The sequence below is a fragment of the Hymenobacter citatus genome, from assembly GCF_014333615.1.
Classification (GTDB): Bacteria; Bacteroidota; Bacteroidia; order Cytophagales; family Hymenobacteraceae; genus Hymenobacter; species Hymenobacter citatus.
Genome location: NZ_JACSCY010000013.1, coordinates 69,727 through 87,646, shown reverse-complemented (window position 1 = coordinate 87,646; position 17,920 = coordinate 69,727). Strand labels below are relative to the sequence as shown.

General features: G+C 54.3%; 16 protein-coding genes. 3 read left to right on the top strand and 13 right to left on the bottom strand.

The window, feature by feature from the left end:
* Positions 1 to 15 precede the first annotated feature (15 nt).
* A complete protein-coding gene (locus H8B15_RS15430) occupies positions 16 to 1,863 on the bottom strand; it encodes a M61 family metallopeptidase (protein WP_187320571.1) in 1,848 nt (615 codons plus the stop codon).
* 38 nt (positions 1,864 to 1,901) lie between these two features.
* Between H8B15_RS15430 and H8B15_RS15425 the strand changes: the two genes are divergently transcribed.
* From H8B15_RS15425 to H8B15_RS15415, 3 genes are all read left to right on the top strand, one after another.
* Positions 1,902 to 2,381 (top strand): DoxX family protein, encoded by a 480-nt coding sequence (locus tag H8B15_RS15425; protein WP_343069168.1) that lies wholly within the window; start codon positions 1,902 to 1,904, stop codon positions 2,379 to 2,381.
* A 36-nt stretch (positions 2,382 to 2,417) separates the two neighbouring features.
* Complete coding sequence (locus H8B15_RS15420; protein ID WP_187320570.1) at positions 2,418 to 2,825, top strand: DoxX family protein; 408 nt, start codon at positions 2,418 to 2,420, stop codon at positions 2,823 to 2,825.
* A 77-nt stretch (positions 2,826 to 2,902) separates the two neighbouring features.
* The gene (locus tag H8B15_RS15415; protein WP_187320569.1) at positions 2,903 to 3,415 is read left to right on the top strand and encodes a hypothetical protein; all 513 of its coding nucleotides are present in this window, start codon (positions 2,903 to 2,905) and stop codon (positions 3,413 to 3,415) included.
* Positions 3,416 to 3,421: 6 nt separating this feature from the next.
* Here H8B15_RS15415 and recJ read toward each other — a convergent pair whose 3' ends face one another.
* The 12 genes from recJ to H8B15_RS15355 all read right to left on the bottom strand — a co-directional run bounded on the left by recJ (position 3,422) and on the right by H8B15_RS15355 (position 17,885).
* Positions 3,422 to 5,140 (bottom strand): single-stranded-DNA-specific exonuclease RecJ, encoded by a 1,719-nt coding sequence (recJ, locus tag H8B15_RS15410; protein WP_187320568.1) that lies wholly within the window; start codon positions 5,138 to 5,140, stop codon positions 3,422 to 3,424.
* Positions 5,141 to 5,401: 261 nt separating this feature from the next.
* On the bottom strand, positions 5,402 to 6,400 hold the full coding sequence (locus H8B15_RS15405; protein ID WP_187320567.1) for a glycosyltransferase family 4 protein: 999 nt from the start codon (positions 6,398 to 6,400) through the stop codon (positions 5,402 to 5,404).
* Positions 6,401 to 6,458: 58 nt separating this feature from the next.
* Positions 6,459 to 8,276, bottom strand: coding sequence for a tetratricopeptide repeat protein (locus H8B15_RS15400; protein WP_187320566.1), 1,818 nt, complete (start codon positions 8,274 to 8,276; stop codon positions 6,459 to 6,461).
* Positions 8,277 to 8,490: 214 nt separating this feature from the next.
* The gene (locus H8B15_RS15395; protein ID WP_187320565.1) at positions 8,491 to 10,620 is read right to left on the bottom strand and encodes a peptidylprolyl isomerase; all 2,130 of its coding nucleotides are present in this window, start codon (positions 10,618 to 10,620) and stop codon (positions 8,491 to 8,493) included.
* A gap of 161 nt (positions 10,621 to 10,781) precedes the next feature.
* Positions 10,782 to 11,060: a hypothetical protein gene (locus H8B15_RS15390; protein ID WP_187320564.1), complete on the bottom strand. Its 279-nt coding sequence runs from the start codon at positions 11,058 to 11,060 to the stop codon at positions 10,782 to 10,784.
* Between the two features lie 3 nt (positions 11,061 to 11,063).
* Positions 11,064 to 11,615, bottom strand: a complete 552-nt coding sequence (gene lptC, locus H8B15_RS15385; RefSeq protein ID WP_187320563.1) for an LPS export ABC transporter periplasmic protein LptC — start codon at positions 11,613 to 11,615, stop codon at positions 11,064 to 11,066.
* A 20-nt stretch (positions 11,616 to 11,635) separates the two neighbouring features.
* The gene (gene bamG, locus H8B15_RS15380) at positions 11,636 to 12,979 is read right to left on the bottom strand and encodes a BamG family beta-barrel-assembly machinery protein (RefSeq protein WP_187320562.1); all 1,344 of its coding nucleotides are present in this window, start codon (positions 12,977 to 12,979) and stop codon (positions 11,636 to 11,638) included.
* Positions 12,966 to 13,709 (bottom strand): type III pantothenate kinase, encoded by a 744-nt coding sequence (locus H8B15_RS15375; protein ID WP_187320561.1) that lies wholly within the window; start codon positions 13,707 to 13,709, stop codon positions 12,966 to 12,968. Before H8B15_RS15375 ends, bamG begins: the two co-directional genes overlap by 14 nt.
* 158 nt (positions 13,710 to 13,867) lie before the next feature.
* Positions 13,868 to 15,682, bottom strand: a complete 1,815-nt coding sequence (locus tag H8B15_RS15370; RefSeq protein WP_187320560.1) for a pseudouridine synthase — start codon at positions 15,680 to 15,682, stop codon at positions 13,868 to 13,870.
* A gap of 170 nt (positions 15,683 to 15,852) precedes the next feature.
* Positions 15,853 to 16,236: a TraR/DksA family transcriptional regulator gene (locus H8B15_RS15365; RefSeq protein ID WP_185281860.1), complete on the bottom strand. Its 384-nt coding sequence runs from the start codon at positions 16,234 to 16,236 to the stop codon at positions 15,853 to 15,855.
* Between the two features lie 248 nt (positions 16,237 to 16,484).
* Complete coding sequence (gene ribH, locus H8B15_RS15360; RefSeq protein ID WP_187320559.1) at positions 16,485 to 16,961, bottom strand: 6,7-dimethyl-8-ribityllumazine synthase; 477 nt, start codon at positions 16,959 to 16,961, stop codon at positions 16,485 to 16,487.
* Between the two features lie 144 nt (positions 16,962 to 17,105).
* Entirely contained in the window at positions 17,106 to 17,885 is a 780-nt protein-coding gene (locus H8B15_RS15355) for a tetratricopeptide repeat protein (protein WP_246455521.1), read from the bottom strand.
* Between the last annotated feature and the right edge of the window lie 35 nt (positions 17,886 to 17,920).

Here is a 17,920-nt window from a genome sequence, read left to right as displayed (position 1 = left end):
GGCAAAAATGGTGATTTACTGGCTCAGTGGCTTCAGTACTTGCGCGCGCAGGGCCAACTGCACGGGCGTAGCGGCGGGATCTACTCGTAGCACATTGTGCAGCTTTACGTTGAAGGTGCGGGGCGTGGCCGTGCGCTCTTTGGGCTTGGCAGCACCTGATGCCTGAAAACGTACGGTAACGGGCTCGGCGGAGGTAGGCTCCACCAACGGCCGGAGCAGCTGCTCGGCGTTGGCCATGGTCACCGACTGATTGTTCACAGCCACGATGATGTCACCTTCTCCTAAGCCAAAAGGGTTTTCAGTGGCTTTGGTTTGTGCGGCTTTAAATTGCTCCCGGGCGCTGTCGTAGCTGAAGCCGATGTTGCCGAAAGCCAGCATTTTGCCTTCCTCATTGGGCGCGTAGTACCAGCCTATTTTTTGGAAATATTCGACGTAAGGTAGCGGCTCGTTGCCGATGATGTAGCGGTCGAAGAACTCCTGCATCTGCGGGTTGGTGAGAGCCACAAACTCCGGAATTAGGTCCTTGTCCTCGAAGGAGTGGGTAGGGCCATACTTTTGGCGCAGCGTCAGAAGCACGTCGCGCAGGCTCTGGCGACCCTGGCTCAGCTCCTGCAACCGGATATCGAGCAAAAAGCCCATGAGCGCACCCTTCTCGTACACGTTCTGGTACATGTCCTTATAAGGCTTATCCAGAATCTGCCGGCTCATGGTCGTGAACGACACGTTGGGGTACTTCTCCGCGTTGTCGATTTTCTGCTTGATGTGCTGGCGAAATTCATCCGGCGTGTTTAGGCCGCCGCGCACCTGCACCAGCTGGGCAATGTACTCGGTTACGCCCTCGTAGAGCCACAGGTGCTGCGACATTTGCGGGTCTCGGAAATCGAACTCGCCAATTTCACGGCTGTGGATGTTCAGCGGGGCCAGCATGTGCAGAAACTCGTGCGAGGCCACTTCCTGCACCATGCTTTTCACACGGTCTGGGTCAGGAATTTCGGGTAGGAAATAGACGGAGGAGTAGGAATGCTCCATGGCCCCATATCCACCGTTTTTGCTGTTCAGCGGCGAATTCAGGCCTGGAAAATACAGGAGAAATTCGTAGTGCTCTACGGGCATCTGTCCACCAAAATACTGCGCTAGCGCCTCGGCCATAGGCCGCATTATCTCCTGGATTTGCGCGGCCTTCACCACCCCGCTCTCCGATACCACCGACACCCCAATGCGCGCGCCGCCCGCCGCAAAGCTGGTGGTATCGGGCTGGCTATAGAGAATAGGCCCATCGGAAAGCGTGACGTAGCTGGGGGCCGTGTACACATCCTCGGTGGTTGAGGGGCTTTGCTTGGGTAGGGCAGTGGCGCCGTAGAGGTCGGCGGGTTTGCGGACGGTGAGCTGGTAGGGCATCATCTTCTGCCCATCGAAGTAGCCATAGAGGCCGTAGTGGTTGAGCACAAAGTTGCGGCCGGCCTCGAAGTTGGTGCCGCCGGGCTGGAAGATGAAGTTATCGTCCTGGCGAGCATCCCAGGTGTCGTCTACGTAGTATTCGAGGCGGGCCAACGTACGGGCGTTGTCGATGACGAACAGGTTGGGCGAGGGGTGTTTCACCTTCAGCTTGCGCCCCTTCGCATCCAACGCCGTGAAACCGGACACGAAGCGGCCGTAGTCCTTGCGCGAGTACGACCCTGGTATAACCGAGGGCATGATGTACGTAGCCTGGTTTTCGGTGAGGGTAGGCGGCTGCACTACCACCTTTATTCGGTCGTTGGCCACTTGTTGCAAATCGAGGGTAATCTGGTAGCCAGCAGTCTGTTGAGCAAAAGCGGCACCCGTGGTCAGCCCCGTTAACAAGGCCAGAGAAGTAAATTTCATAAAGAAGGAAGAAGATAGAGCACGCGCACAGGCAACGAATGAGCCAAGGTACACATTGCCCTACCCAAAACCTGGCTGGGCTGCCCTGCGTTCCTACCCTACCCTCCTACCTGTTTTGTATGTCGCGCCGTAGTCGTACCCTGAGCTTTTCCCTGATGGCCCTGCTCTACGTGGGGGCCGGCGTGATGCACTTTGTGAAGCCCAAAGTATACGCGAAGATTGTTCCGCCTTACCTGCCCGCGCCGCTCACGCTGGTATACGTGAGCGGCGTGGCCGAGCTAGCAGGTGGCCTGGGCCTCTTGCTACCTGCCACGCGCCGCCCAGCAGCCTGGGGACTTATTCTGCTGCTGCTAGCCGTATTTCCGGCCAACGTGTATATGGCTCGCCACAACGACGAACTATTTCGGCTACCTACCTGGATGGTGTGGGCACGCCTACCCTTGCAATTGGTGCTCATCGGGTGGGCGTGGCGGTTTGCCCGAACGCCGCCGCGTCTGGCTAGCAACGTTGTGAACTAACGTGCGTTACTGCTTCTTTCATTCATCCCTTTTCATATGGCAACTACCCCTACTTACTCTGTTACCTGGATGCCCCGCTTACTGAGCATTCTGCGTATCGTAGCAGGCTTTATGTTTATGCTGCACGGTACGCAGAAGCTGTTCAACTTTCCGGCCGGTGAGCACGGGGCTGCCGAGCTTTTCTCGCTTATGGGACTGGCTGGTGTGTTGGAAGCACTAGGCGGTTTGCTGCTCATCCTGGGTTTATTTACGCGTCCTGTGGCCTTCATTTCATCGGGCCTGATGGCTGTGGCCTATTTTATGGCCCACGCGCCGCAAGCGCCCCTACCTATCCAGAACCAAGGCGAGTTGGCAGTGCTCTACTGCTTCGTATTCCTGTTTTTAGCCGTTGCAGGTGCTGGTGAGTGGAGCCTGGATGCCTGGCGGCAGCGCGTTACCCGATAACCACCGCAACACTGTCGTAGGATAAGTGAAAAGGTGCCCCTACTTTCGGGCACCTTTTCATGTATAGCCTCTATTCTATGTTTTTTACCCGTTATTGCCTTGGGGCCGCAGTTGGTCTATTTTTTTCAGCCGTCACCGCTCGAGCGCAACTAATTACCGATCCTACCCAAGCCACTGCCGCCCGCGATACGCTGTTTCAGCAGGCAGATATGCTACGGGAACGAGTGCAGCAGACTACCCCTAAGTTTACTGTTAGTCGAAAAGGACTAGCTCAACAGCGACACGTTGTGAAAGGTCGTACAGGGGAACTTACTAGCAACGTTGCAAGCACAACTCCACTTTCAGTAGCTGCAAAATCGAGTAAATGGCGCCACAGAACCATTCATTGGTATAATGGGACAACGGAGGAGCGCTTTAAACTAAAACAAGCAGGCCGTACTGTATTGCGCGAAAAACGGATAAATGGCGTAGTCACATGGCTGCAACTACAGCCACTACTTTACAAGAAATCTCATTCTGGTTCCTACCTAAGGGAAGGCTATTTAGTACTTGACGGCAAGTTCTACCTTCTTCCTAAAGTTCCTCAGTAGCAGTCCTTATTCCCATCGAATATCCTTCAGGCGCAATTGCAACGTGCGGGTACCCCGATACTCGTTCATTTCCACGTTGTAGCACACGCTAAACGGTTCGCCCTGTTGCATTTGCTCGTAGTATTCGCCCAGCCCGAACCCAATGGCATCCACCACATGGTAGCCATCCTGGGTAAGGGCAACCTTGAGGTGGGAGTTGCCCACAATACGGGCTGAGTCTGGGGCAGCATATACACCCCGCGACTCAAACACGGGATTGGGGTTGCCGGGGCCAAACGGCTCCATCTGACTCAGCAGCCGGTAGAAGCCGTTGGTAATATCCGTCAGTTGCAACTCGCTATCGATTTCAACTGGCGGAATCAACTGCTCTGGCAGGATGCGGCTGGCTACTACCTGCTCAAACTTTTTCTGAAACGCAGGCACGTTTTCTACGGCTAGCGTGAGCCCGGCCGCATACATGTGGCCGCCAAACTGATCCAATAAATCGGCGCACTCTTCTATGGCCTGGTGCACATCGAACCCCGCCACAGAGCGGGCCGAGCCGGTGGCCTTGCCATTGCTTTGGGTGAGAATGATGGTAGGGCGGTAGTATTTATCCAGGCAGCGCGAGGCCACAATGCCTACCACCCCCTTGTGCCAGTCTTCCTTATATAGCACCGTGGAGCGAGCATTCAGCAAGCGACTGTCGTTTTCAATCATCTCCAGCGCCTCCTTGGTGATGCTGGTATCGAAGCCGCGGCGCTCCTGGTTGGTTTTGTCGACTACACCGGCGCGGGCAATGGCGTCTTCCTTGGTTTCGGCTAGTAGCATGGCCACCGAGCGTTTAGCGTCACCCATGCGCCCAGCCGCGTTGATGCGTGGCGCAAAGCCAAAAACCAGACTACTGATATTCAGCCCAAAGCGCAAGCCAGCCAGCTCCCGCAAGGCATCGAGGCCGGGGCGTTGGGGCCGCTCAGGGTCGTTGAGCAAACGTAACCCGTGATAAGCCAGAATCCGGTTTTCGCCGTAAATAGGCACAATATCGGCCGCAATACTCACAGCTACCAGGTCCAGCAACTCATGCAGCGGTGCCTCATCCAGGCCCTGGTCCTGGGCAAAGGCCTGCATCAGCTTAAACCCTACCCCACATCCCGACAGTTCCTTGAAGGGGTAGGGACAATCGGCGCGCTTGGGGTCCAGCACAGCTACAGCTTGCGGCAGCGACTCGCCAGGCAAGTGGTGGTCGCAGATAATGAAATCGACGCCTTTGGCTGTGGCATCACCTACTTTTTCCACGGCCTTCACGCCGCAGTCGAGGGCAATAATTAGGGCATAACCGTGTTCAGCGGCGTAGTCAATACCGGCGTCGGACACGCCATAGCCTTCTTTGTAGCGGTCGGGAATGTAGTAATCGATACGCTCAGGCCCGAAAAACTGCCGTAGATAAGAATACACTACAGCTACGGAGGTAGTACCATCTACGTCGTAGTCGCCAAACACCAGCACTTTCTCACCCGCGTGCAGGGCCTGCGTAAGGCGTTGCACGGCGCGGTCCATATCGCGCATAAGCAGCGGGTTGGGCAGATCAGCCAGCGAAGGACGGAAATAGGCTTTGGCTTCCTCAAACGTGCACACGCCCCGCTGGCACAGCAGGCTGATAATGGCTTCGTTGACGCGCAGGGCATCCGCCAACTGCCGAACGTTGGTGGGGTCTGGCAAAGACTTACGAATCCATCTTTTTTCCATGCTGGGCGGGGTTGACGGCAGAGGGCAGTATCTTCAAAAGTAAGAAGAAAACCGCTCCTATCCTGCTTTTATCCCCCTACTACCACCTAACGTAGCCTTTTCTTCTTGACACTCAGACCGACTGGCTAGAAGAGTAACGATAGTAATTCCGGTAAAGCTCAATTCATTGCATATAGCCACGTATTCGGGACAGAAGCTCTGAGCGATGCAGCATACAATGCAGCTCTCTCTTGCAAACCGGCTACCTCTATACGAGCGCAGTTATGCTGTTTTTGAGGCAATTTCAGTATATAGATTATGATACATTTCGCCAATCCTGGCTATTTCATATCTCTTAATATTGTTGAATCCCTTCTCAATTAAATTTTCTCTAAATATATCATCATGAATTAGCCTCAAAATACCATCACGAATATCTTCTGCAGAATAAGGATCAACTAACAATGCAGAATCACCTGCTACCTCCGGCATAGACGAAATATTGCTTGTAATTACTGCTCTTCCTACAGCTTGTGCTTCTAAAATAGGCATACCAAATCCTTCGGCAGTAGACACGAAACACATTATATCACTTCGCTGATATTGCTCCCGCACTTCAGCATCCGTTAGGTTTTGTTTCCATTCGTAATTTATTTTTTTCGTGCGTAGTAGCTCCTCTATAGCCTTATTGTGTCGTCCTATTATTACAAACAGGCTAGGAATGCCATCTATAGCTTCAATCAGTCTCTCTAAGTTCTTATTTGCGCTGGTACCTATTTGTAAGAGTACAGGCTTTTCTTTATTGAATGGCTTTTCAAAAGGTTTATATGCAGGGTCATAGAAATTAGGTACTACCCTTATTTTATGCTTAAAAAAGGGAACATACTTAATCACTTCTTTTTTTGTTTGCTCAGAAACCACCGTAACTATTTTGGCTTTAGCTATCGGGATAAAAAGAGAAAAAATATACGGTTCAATTAGTCTTAAATAATTCCTCCTTTTCATAAAATTAACATCATGAATAGTTAGCACTGTAGTAGCGCTATCTAAACCCAATGCTAAATAATGAATATCACCTGTAATATGGTTTATACGCCCGTTATTTTCTCTCGCCCATAAGATATTCTTATACTTATTTTTTGGCCTATCACAAAAAAATGGCACTTCCTTTCTTTCTACTTCTATCTGCTTTTGCAAATAGCTGCTCATTGCATCAAAAATTCTTTCAATACTAAAATGAAAATGAGGTATTGGTTTGCGGTAGAAGTAAGAAACCTTCATGCTATGGTATTCCTGAAACAGTTTGCAAATTACAAGTAGCGCTTACGCAGAAATCTATCTAAGCGCCATCTCCACGGAGCGCGCGGAAGCGTTTGCGGGCTTCCGCTACGTAAATACTACCCGGATATTTCACCAGCAACTGGTTATACAGCTCTTTGGCTTTGTCGTGTTCTTTGAGGTTTTCCTCATAGATACTAGCCATCAGAAACATGGCATCGTCACTGAGCACGTCGTATTTGGGGTTAGACGTGATTTTGGCGAGCGTAGCCACGGCAGCCGGGTAGTCGCCCATGCGGCGCTGGAGTTGGCCTTGTAGGTACCATGCCTCATCTGTGAGTGCATGGCCAGGGTACTTGGCCACCAGTGCCGAAAGGCCACGGCTGGCTTCCGCCAACTTATTCTGAAATACCAATAGCTCAATGGCTGCATAGTCGCGCAGGGCTATGCCCGCGGTATCCATGGCGGTATTATCGGAGATGAGTAGGCTAAGTTGCATGGCATCGTTGGCAATTTCGCGGCTGGTGGCCTGCTTAAGAATGTCCAGATGGCTCTGGGACAGCTTGAAGTCGCCGGCGTAGTAGCTGAGGCGGGCGTTGCGAAGCTTGGCCTCGTAACCAATCGGCGAATCCTTATGGTCCTTCTCTACCTGAGAGTAAAGCAGCGTGGCCTCCCACGGCTCGCCGCGCAGCAAGTAAATATCGGCCAGCGTAATTTTGGCATCAGCCACCGTGGTAGGATTGGCGCGAGGCATGGCAATAACCTCCTGCAATAGCTGGATAGCCCGCGGCTTATCGTCGAGCTGAAAAGCATACAGCTCAGCCATATTTGTTAGAATAGAAGCCGTTTCGGACGTGCGACCGAGCTCCTGCAGCACTTGCTCATACTCGGCTATCAGCCCCTGAATCTTGGCTGGCTCCACAGGGTAGGTGGTGCGCACTTGCTCCTCGCGGGCTTCTACCAGCCGCTGCCGCGAAATAGCGTAGAGCGGGCCACCTTTGTACTCGCGTAGCACGTACTGGTAGCCGGCAATGGCGCTTTCGTAATCGTGGTTGTGCTGGGCAATGGCGGCTACCTCCAGCACGCGGCTGCCGTTGGTCCGCTCCCGGCGGTCGAGGGCCTTGGCCTGCACCAGCGCCCCCACAAAATCGTGGCGCTGCACCTGTAGCCACAACAGCAGCTCGCTGTATACGGGCTGGTCTGGGTACTTCTGCACATTGCTGAGTAGCTGCTTTTCGAGGGCTTCGAAGTCCTTTTCTTCCCGTAGCGAGTTTTGCAGCATGTTGCGCACAAAGGGCAATTGTCGTTCGTCTTGCTGCACTAGGCGCAACGTTTCAGCCATTAGCTGCTCCGTTTGGCCAGCTTGGGTGTAAAGCTGAATCAACTGAGGCGCAAACTCCGCATCATTCTTTGCTAGCTCCCTACCTCGTAGATAGGTCTTCTCGGCCCACTCTGGCTGTTGACGGCGCATAAACTCCGTTGCAACGGGTATAATTTGCTCGCTGGTCAGGCGCGCTAGAGCTTGCTCGTACTGCTTAGTAGCAGCGGTTTGGTCGCCCGCAGCGGTATATACTTCTCCTAGCAATACTGTATACACTGGTTCGGCAGCGTGCTGCTTGGCCGCTTTGCGGGCCACTTTCTCCGCCTCTTTGTAGTTGTGTAGTGCCTGAAGCGTATTTAGGTAGTCAGGTAATACCTCGGGGCGCTGCTGCTCGGCTGTGGGTAGGCGTCCAAATAGAAAGGCAGCCTTCTCGTTTTCGCCTTTGCGTGCGTATTCTTTCGCTAATGCTACATCACCACCCAACATAGTCTGGGCCATTAGCGGAGTCACGGGCAGCAACGAAATCAGAATGGGCAGCAAACGACGAGAGAAGCGCATACGAGCGTAGTTGTGAGTTGCGAGTTGTGAGTTACTGGTTATCAGCCTACAGGCTAATACCTCCTACCCATACCTCAACTTTCTGAACGGCTCATCGCTCAGAATCATTTCAAGATAGCTACAAAAACCCGTTGACTACCATCTGCCTACAAATGAAAAGGCCACTCTGCAAGAGTGGCCTTTTCTATGATAGAAGCCTGTACGGAGGTAGGGCCTACAGGCTAGGGAACTTCACCCGCTCGTCTTTCACGTTGGCGTTGGCTTTCACGGCCTCGTAAAGCAGCCCATCGGCGCGGGCGGTGCGCTGCTCGGTGAGCTGCTTGCGGGTAGCGGCCACATCGCCGGTGGCAGTAGGCGCGTTAATGGCGGTAGGCTCCACAATAAGTACACCCTGTTCGCCCTGAATAGGTGTCGATTTCTGACCGACTTTTAGGCCGAAGATCGTACCAACTGCCACTGGCTCGGCGCCCAGGCCAGGCAGCACACCCGAACCCAGCACCACGTTATCGGCAGTTTTCACCTGGGCCGAAGGACCATAGGCAGCAGCCAGTTGCTCCAGCGTACCGGTCTTGCCTTTCAGCTTGTTGATGATCTGCTCCGCTTTCATATCGTTGCGTACCTGCGCCGTTAGCTCGGGACGGATGCTGGCAATATCGGCGGTGCCTTTGCTGCGGGTGCCGGTGAGTACGGCAATAACGTACTGGTCACCGATGTCGAATACTTCCGACACATCGCCTACCTTGGTTTCTTTGCCGTTATTGCCATAGTAGGCCCAACGCACCAGCTCGCGGGCGTTTTGCAGGTTATTCACGTTGCGGTCGGCGGTGCCGATGCCTTGTGCTTCTTGCTTCTGCAACGACTTATCGGCGGCCACAGCCTTACGGAACGACTCTACGTCCGTAATCTGACCTTTCAGATCCTGGGCGCGCTGGTAGGCGGCGTCGCGGGTAGCATCGGTGGGCACAATGGCTTTTTGCACGGCTGCTACCTGGTAGGTCTGGTAGGTTTTGGGTTGGGTGATTTTGATGATGTGGTAGCCGAACGACGTTTCCACCGGAGTTGGCAGCAATCCTTTTGAGTTGGCACCAAATACAGCCTTCTCAAATTCGGGTACCATACGACCCTGCGAGAACCAGCCTAGGTCGCCGCCGGTGGCGGTGGTACCATCGGTGCCGTACTGGCGGGCCATGGCGGCAAAATCAGCACCGCCTTTGATTTTGTTGAGGATATCTTGGGCCTTAGCCTTGGCAGCAGCTTTGGCCTCAGGGGTAGTGCCTTCGGGCTTGATGAGGATGTGGCTAGCACGGGCCGCAGCCTGCTCGCTTTTCTTCTCGCCTGTTACTTTGAACAGCGAATACACGCCATTTTCAGCGTAGGGACCATATACTTGGCCAACGGTCAGGGGCAGGTTTTCGCGCAGCTTCTCGGGCAGATCGGCTGGCGAGAGGTAGGCGCCGTTGTAGGGCTGGTCAGAGTTCAACTTCACAAACAACGAGTCGTTGGGCGCACTCTGGAACTGGGTAGCCAACTGGTCGATAGTGCTGCGCACGGCGGCGCTGTCCTCCACCGAAGCAGCTACCGGGATGGTCACATACTCGATGCTACGGCCTTGCTCCACTTTGTAGCGGCTCTTGTGCTTGTCGAGGTAGGCCTGCAACTCAGCATCCGTCACCTTCACCGACGAATCTGATACCGTGTAGTAGGGCACCAGTAGATAGCGGGCGTTAGCGGTAGTAGCCTGGTTGGTGAGGTAGTTTTTGGCCTCCGCGCTGGTCACGTAGGTCGAGAGCTTCATCAGGTTGTTGTACTTGTTGGCCATGCGCTCAATGGGCAGGTTGGCTTCAAAGTTCTCGAAGGCAGCGCGGGCCTGCGGGGGCAGCTTGTCGAGGTTGCGCAGGTAGTCGAGCAGCTTGGCGCGGTCGAACTGGCCGGTTTGCGGATTAGTGAAGGCTTGGCGGATGCTGGGGCTGATGTTTTTGCCCTGCACCATATCCACTACTTCGTCATCAGACACTTTCAGGCCCAGCTTTTCAAACTCCTTTTGGAAAGCGATGCGGTAAATGGTCAGGTTCCAGGCTTGGTCGCGCAGGTAACCCATCACTTGCTCGTCGGGCTGGCGGCCTTGCTGGGCGGCAAAGGCTTCTTTCTGCTGCTCTAGTGTATTCTGAAACTCAGCCAGGTCTACTTTTTCGCCGGCTACTTCGCCTACGGTTGTATCGTTGCCACCGAACAGTTTGCTCCGGCCGCCTACCAGGTCACCGCCCACGATGAAGAGCAGCATACCGATGGCTACCGTGCCAACGGCCCAGCCGGATTTTTCCCGAATCGTGTTAATTAAAGCCATTTACTTGAAAAAAAGCACCGTATAAAGAGGAGAAAGAGGCGCAAAATAACCAGAATCCGCCCGACATTCAAAGCTACCCGCCAATGGCAGGGTAGGAAAGGCGCATTTCTGTGACATTCAGCACCGTAAATGCCGTATTTGCTGGTAAAAAAGAAGCTACGCTATTTGCGTCGTTTGCCTTTTGGCCGGCTTGCCGTCGGTTTGGCTCCGGCTTTAGGCGCAGCAGCAGCATGGGGTGCCGGCGTGTCCTTGGCAGCGGCTTTGTCGTCCAGGCCTAGGTAGCGGAACCACATCACGCATACAAACGAAACCATGTACCACGTGTAGTTTTTGCCGATGCTGTTTTGCAGAATAGTCTGGTACACGGCAATGATGAACGATACCACGGCCACCGAAAACAGTACCGTCCGTCCCAGCGACTTATCGAATCGAAAGGCCATAGCTTAGGGAGTAGTCGTTTCGGTGACGTTGCTGAATTTACCCGTTACTTTTTTCAGCTTATAAGTCGTAAAGTTCTGGTCGGCCTCCAGGCCGTAGCCGTCCGCTGTATCCGTCGGCGTTTCGATGTGCACGAACATCTCGGGTTTCGTATAGATCAGCATCCGTTGCTGGTCATAAAACAGCTCCTCGGTTTGTAGGGTCTTCTGCTCAGGCTCGTTTTTCACCCGCACGTGGCCGCGTAGGGAATATAGGCTCTTGCTCTTTTCCTGCTTACCATAGTCGCCGCTAATGGTATTCACTACCGTTTGGCCATCCTTGCTGTAGAACAGCAGTTTCACGCTTTTGGGATACACCACGTCACCCGACTCAAACTGCTGCTGGAGTGGCGCCGTCAGCTTCACCTGAAGCTTAGCTGAGTCGCTCACGAAGGTTAGCACGTTGGTGGTTTCCATCATCGGACCTTCGTACTTCACTTGCTTCGTTGGGTCAGCCTCTTGCTTCTGACAACCCATCAAAGCCAGACCTACCCCTATCCAGATACGGGACTCTCGCATGATCTTACCCTCTCGCTGCACTACTCAATGCGCCGCTTAATGAACCAGCGGTTGTTGAGCGAAACCCCTACCTGCATCCGGATGTAATTTTCCTTTACGTTGCCGCTGGGGCTGTCAATGGTTACGTTGTTGTTGCCGCGCTGCCCGTAGGTGAAGGCCAAGCTAAGCGTAGTGGCATCTAGCGGCGTAGCACCGGGTATTGGGAAGCCAAATCCCCAGCTCACAGCTCGGTCGTACAGACGTTGTCCGCCGGGACGGTAGGGAACCTCGGCCAGGCTGATGCCTGCCCGGTACACCACGCGCTTGAAGTAGTTGTCGACACTGGTTGGATCTGGGGCCCATTCGCCACCTAGCCCTACCCGGTAGGTATCATTCAGAGGCACGTTGGCGGCGCTGGTTACGCCAGCCAGCACTGGTACTTGAAAGCGCGACCATTGCTGCCGGGCCAGGTCCAAGCTGGTGCTCCAGTTACGGTTGTTATCAAGGCTTATTCCGAACTGTGCCAGGGTAGGCACGCGGGCTTCGCCCTTCTGGCCACTCACCAACACAATGCTGGTATTGGCAATGGGTGCCCCCGCCAATGTGCGCTGCTCCTGCGTCACATCATACGTACCGTTCAGGTTAGATTGGAAGCCGTATACGGCTGCTAGGTTGTAATTGAGCTTCTCTGTTAGCTTGCCGCGGTAGTGTGCGCCGGCCCTGAAAATAAAATCTGAATAACGCACGTGCTCCAGACGCACGGTGCTTTGCGCATTGGAGTTGTCGCCGGAGGTTATAACTGTGGTGCCAGAGGTTGCGTCAATAGTACCAAATACATAAGAAGCGGTGCCGCCTACCGTCAGACCTTTTGCCACGCGGAAGGCATGCACCATGTATGCTTCCGACAGCCCACCATCGCCTGTAAAGCGGTTGATAGATTGTGCGTTGGGGTCGCCCGTTACGCTGCTGCTCGTTGTACTTTCGTAATCGACAGCCGTGTAGGGCCGCAGGCCGGCCGCCGCCGCCCACCGTTTGGAGATGGGAAAAGCCAAGGCCAAGTAACCCAGCGTACCGCTACCATCGCGCTGCGAATTGGTGCGGTTGCTAATGGTTTTAAACTGTCCCGTTACAGCTACCTCGTAGGTGGTGCGAGAAGTGTAGTACACCAGTGCCGGGTTCAGCTCATTCACGTTGGTGCCATTGGGGGCGGCTAGCCCTACCCCACCCATTGCCATTTGCCGGACACCACCCGTGTTAATATAGGCGTCGCCCAGGCCCAGGCGCGAATAAGGCGAGTTTCCGAGGCCCTGTGCCTGCGTTTGCGCAGCGTTCAGCCACCCTAGCAGCGACAACCCGGCCAGGCCGGCAAATTTAGTTTTCAACATTATGCACTAATATTCGATGGAGCCCAAGTAGCACAAGCTCCGGAATGGCAAAGATATAGCCTTTCAGCCGTGGTTGAAAAAAACCGGCGTCACCGCCTGTTAACAGCACTGCCAGCTCAGGATACTGCACCCGGTAAGTGTCTATCAGACCATTTACCTCAGCAGCGGCCCCGTTTAGCACGCCACTTCGGATGGCAGATTGCGTATCATCTCCTATCAGGGGCACAGCCACTGAGGGAGCATTTGGCACTTCTAATAACGGCAAACGGCCCGTAAACGTATGCAACGCCTGAAACCGCAGCCGCAGCCCTGGCCCAATGCTCCCGCCCCGAAAGGTGTGGCCCCCTTCTATAAAGTCGCATTTAATTGCCGTACCGGCATCAATCACGAGCACATCCTGGTTGGGGTGCAGCCACGCCGCCCCTACTGCTGCGGCCAGTCGGTCGGCGCCTAGCGTGTGGGGAGTAGCGTAGCCATTGCGCAGGGGGAGCCGCGTGGTAGCGGGTGCCAGTTCCAAAACCTGACCCGGCATCAGCGGCCGGAGTGCGGCTGCCCAGTCCGTAGTGGGCTCTGCCACCGACCCTACAATAGCATGAGTAGGCTGATGCAATTGCACCAATGCTAGCACTTCCGCCAGCGTTTGCCCCGTTGCCCGATACCGTAACTCGTTGCCTTCGAAGTACCCGTACTTCACGGCCGTGTTGCCAATATCGAGAGTAGCGGTACGCATAATGGTGAAATGGTGAAATGGTGAGTAGTGAGGTGGTAAGTTGATGTTCCTTATAGTGGTACGAGTCGCACAAGCGGTACCAGCAGAACATCAAACTCACCATTTCACCATCTCACAGCTCACCTCTAAGAGCCCCAATGTTGCTAGGGGGTTGCGTACTACATAAAGTATTTCAGCCGAATAACTTCTTTTTCTGTCAGGAAGCGCCACTTGCTGCGGGGCAGGTCCTTTTTAGTGAGGCCGGCGTACTGCACGCGGTCCAGCGTTACTACCTCGTAGCCTAGGTGCTCAAAGATGCGGCGTACAATGCGGTTACGTCCCGTGTGCAGCTCAATGCCCACAAAGTGCGCGTTGCCAGCTACCACGGCCACATCGTCTACCTCTGCCTTGCCGTCTTCCAAATCCAGGCCCTCCGAGATGCTGCGCAGGTCGGCTTCCGTTAGGGGCTTGTCCAGCTCTACCTGGTAGATCTTCTTGTTCTTATTAGAAGGGTGCGAAAGCTTCTGTGCTACTTCGCCGTCGTTAGTAAAGAGCAACAGACCCGTCGTATTGCGGTCAAGGCGACCTACTGGGAAGATACGCTCCTTGGAAGCACCTGCCACCAAGTCCATTACCGTTTTGCGGCCTTCTGGGTCATCGGTAGTCGTGATGAAGTCCTTGGGCTTGTTCAGCAGCACATACACCAGCTTCTCGCGGTTGAGGTTGGTTTTGCCGTACTGCACCGTATCCGATGGCTGCACTTGATAGCCCATTTCGGTTACTACCTCACCATTTACCCGAATTTCACCGGCCGCAATCAGCGCATCGGCTTCCCGACGCGAGCAAATGCCCGCGTTAGCGATGTAGCGGTTCAGGCGGATTACTTCCGTCCCAAATTCTTCTTCATTACGACGACGCTTGTTGCCGCGGTTCGGGTCTTGCTCGTAATGCTTTAGGTTTTTGTAGTCGGGTGCCTGGCCAGCCACTTCGCCACGCTTCAGCTTACCGGCGCGGTGAGCATTGGCATCAGGTGCCAATTTCTTGTCCGTAGTAGTACCACTCCGACGCTCCCGTGTCTCATACGCCCGGCTTGCCCGTAGCTCGCTGAAGCTGCGACTACCGCCCCCAAAGTTGCGCTCCTGTCGGTCACCGTACGACGGACGGCCTTCGCGCTGCCCGCCAAAGTCGCGCTTCCCGAAACCGCCCGCTGTCTTCCGGTCGCCGTAGCTACCTCGGTTGTCGCGACGGTCTTCGTTGCCGCGCTCAAACGTACGGGCCGGCCGCTCGCTGCCCGTGTTGCCTTCCTCAGGCTTACCGCGGTAGTCGAACGGGCGTGCGGCCCGGATAGGACGGTCAGTTCCCGTCGCTTCGTTACGCTCGGGGCGGGTAGGCGCTTCCGGCTGTGGTCGGAAAGACGGAACGTCCGCATTTGGATTCGCCTTCTGAAACTTTCGGTTTCGCTCACCTGGTGCACCGCGTGGCACGGTTGGCTTACCCTCCTGGCGGTAAGGCTGGCCGCTCCAGGTTTCTCTCGATTCGTAAGCACGCACCGGGCGGTTGTTGGACTGCTCCCGCTGACCGTAGCCATCATTGCGGCTACCACCCGTACGACGGTCAGAGCCACCGAAGTCTCGACCTCCACCTGCGCGACGGTCGTTGCCGCCAAACTCCCTACCCCCACTCGGGCGCCGGTCGTTGCTACCAAAGCTGCGGCCATCGCTGTTACGGTCTTCTCCGAAGCTTCGGTTGCCGAAATCACGGTTGCCACCAGGGCGGCTACCCTGTCCCTGCGGCCGGCCAAATGATGGACGCGACGAAAAACCTTCACCCCGGCGGTCATTGTCGCGTTCGAACCGGCCATTACCCGAACGGTCGCTACCAGCGCCGCCACTGCGGTAGGGCTTGGCGCCTCGCTTGTCGGGAGCGTTTTTGTCATTGAAAGAAGTGCGACCACGACGGCCGGCAGATTCATCGGAGAAGTGTTTCTTGCCCATAATTGCAAGGGTTAGCGCCGTATCGCTACGGTGCAAAATGAAAAATCAATGGTTGATTGTGAACTGAGACTCCCAACACTCAGCCTCAGAAAACAGTGCCCGGACCGGCGGCTAGGTACTTTGCAGCTTCCAACCAACCCGTCCGGGCACATTAAGATAGCAACCTACCGCTAGTCGCGGCGGGCCATTTTCGCTTCAATCGAGTGCTGCGTATGCGGCACAGCGCGTAGGCGCTCTTTCGGAATTAGCTTACCCGTGCCGATGCACACACCGTAGGTACCGTTTTTGATACGAATCAGCGCATTTTCCAGCTGTTGGATAAACTTCATTTGGCGCGAGGCCAACTGGTTCAGGCTTTCTTTCTCGGCAGTATCAGCGCCGTCTTCCAATACCTTCGACGATGACGCCGTGTTATCGGTACCCGAATCGTTGCGCCGGCTCAGGGTTTCCTTGATGAAGCTCACTTCTTTCCGGGCAGCGGTTAGCTTGTCCTGAATAATCTGCTCGAACTCAGCTAGCTCTTCCCTGGAATAGCGTAGGTTGTCGTCACTCATGTTGGGCAGGGAAAATATGATAAAGGGGTGATTGATTGCCTACCAGCATAGCTCTATTAACTATTTGCCGGAATAGCCACTCAACAGTAGCTTCTATAAATAAGTTTATACGGTACTGCCTGGGTCATATTCCGCCAATCAGCTAACGCTGCGCAAGGCTTTTCGGCCGCAAAGCTACGTCTTTGTCAACTAATTAGCTAACGCCGCTTTTTCATTCCTACCCTTCTATGTACTGCATCTTTCAGAACTCAGAAGCCCAGCATATGAATGGCAGCCACTGCACCCTCCACTCCCTTGTTGCCATGCTTGCCGCCAGCCCGGTCCCAGGCTTGCTCCAGGGTGTTGGTGGTAACCAACCCAAAAATGACGGGCTTATTAAATTTCAGTCCCACGTTGGTGATGCCTTGGGCTACGGCGTGACAGATGTAATCATCGTGTTTTGTCTCGCCTTTGATAACCACCCCCAGGCAAATTACAGCATCTATCTCCTCGTGCTGAGCCAGCAGTTGGGCACCCAACGTCAGCTCGAAACTGCCCGGCACAGTATTGCGGTAAATATTTTCTTCTTTCGCGCCGTGCTTAAGTAGCGTTTCGTACGCGCCCTGCGCCAGCGTATCCGTGATTTCGCGATTCCACTCGGCCACTACCAGGCCAAAGCGCTTGTCGCTGATGTCAATGAAATGGTCGGAGGTGTAGTCGCTGAGGTTTTTGAGAGCAGTTGCCATGTAGCGCAGGTTGTGCAAATGTGGATGATTTCGCGGATGTGGTAAATAACTTATACCAGTTGCTACCCGCCTTTATAAAAAAAGGACGGTACTGGACCGTCCTTCTTATAGTAGTTGCTAGAACAGCAAAACTGCCATCGGGTTTTACTTGCCAGCTAGTGCTTCGGCGCGGGCTTTCATCTGGCGCGCTTCGTTTACCTGCTGAGCGCTTTGATAATCGTTAATGATTTTATCGTAGGTTTCTACTGCTCCGCTGTAGTCCTTCGCCATTTCCTGGGCCGTTGCTTTCTTCATCAGGTACTCTGGCGAGAAGTATTCGTTGGCTTTGTAGTTCGCTGCCTTGTCGTAGAAATCGGCGGCTTCCTTGTACTTGTTCAGCTCCATATTGGCATCACCTATCAAGGAGTAGGCCCGGGCCTGTACTAGCAGATCATCGGAGCTAAAGTCCTCCAAGTAGTCAATGGCCGCCTGGAATTTGCCCTGCTTTAGCGCGGCTACACCAGCATAGAAACTGGCCAAGTTGCCAGCCTTCGTATTGCCGTACTCTGAGGCAATCGTAGTTAAGCCATCGTATTGCCCATCGCCTTGCATGGCTTTGCTTAGCGAATCGGCTTCCCAATAGTTGACGGCCTGGAACATGGCAGTCTGCGCTTTCTCATCCTGCGACGAGCGCCACATATAGTAGCCAATAGCGCCTACTATAGCTAACACCACTACAGTCAGCAAACCTAGCAATAGGTTTTTGTTACGACGCACAAAGTCTTCCGATTCGGCCAACCGGATGGCTAGAGCATCCGGATCTTCTAACAACGGGTGTTCTGCATTGCCAAATTCGCCCTCATGTGTTGCGGGCTGCAATGGGTCAGTAGACACGCGTTGCGGGCGATTCTGTGGGCTGTTACGCGTATAAGGAATCTTGGACATACTACGAATGGCTCAGGAGAGCCGCAAAGATGCTT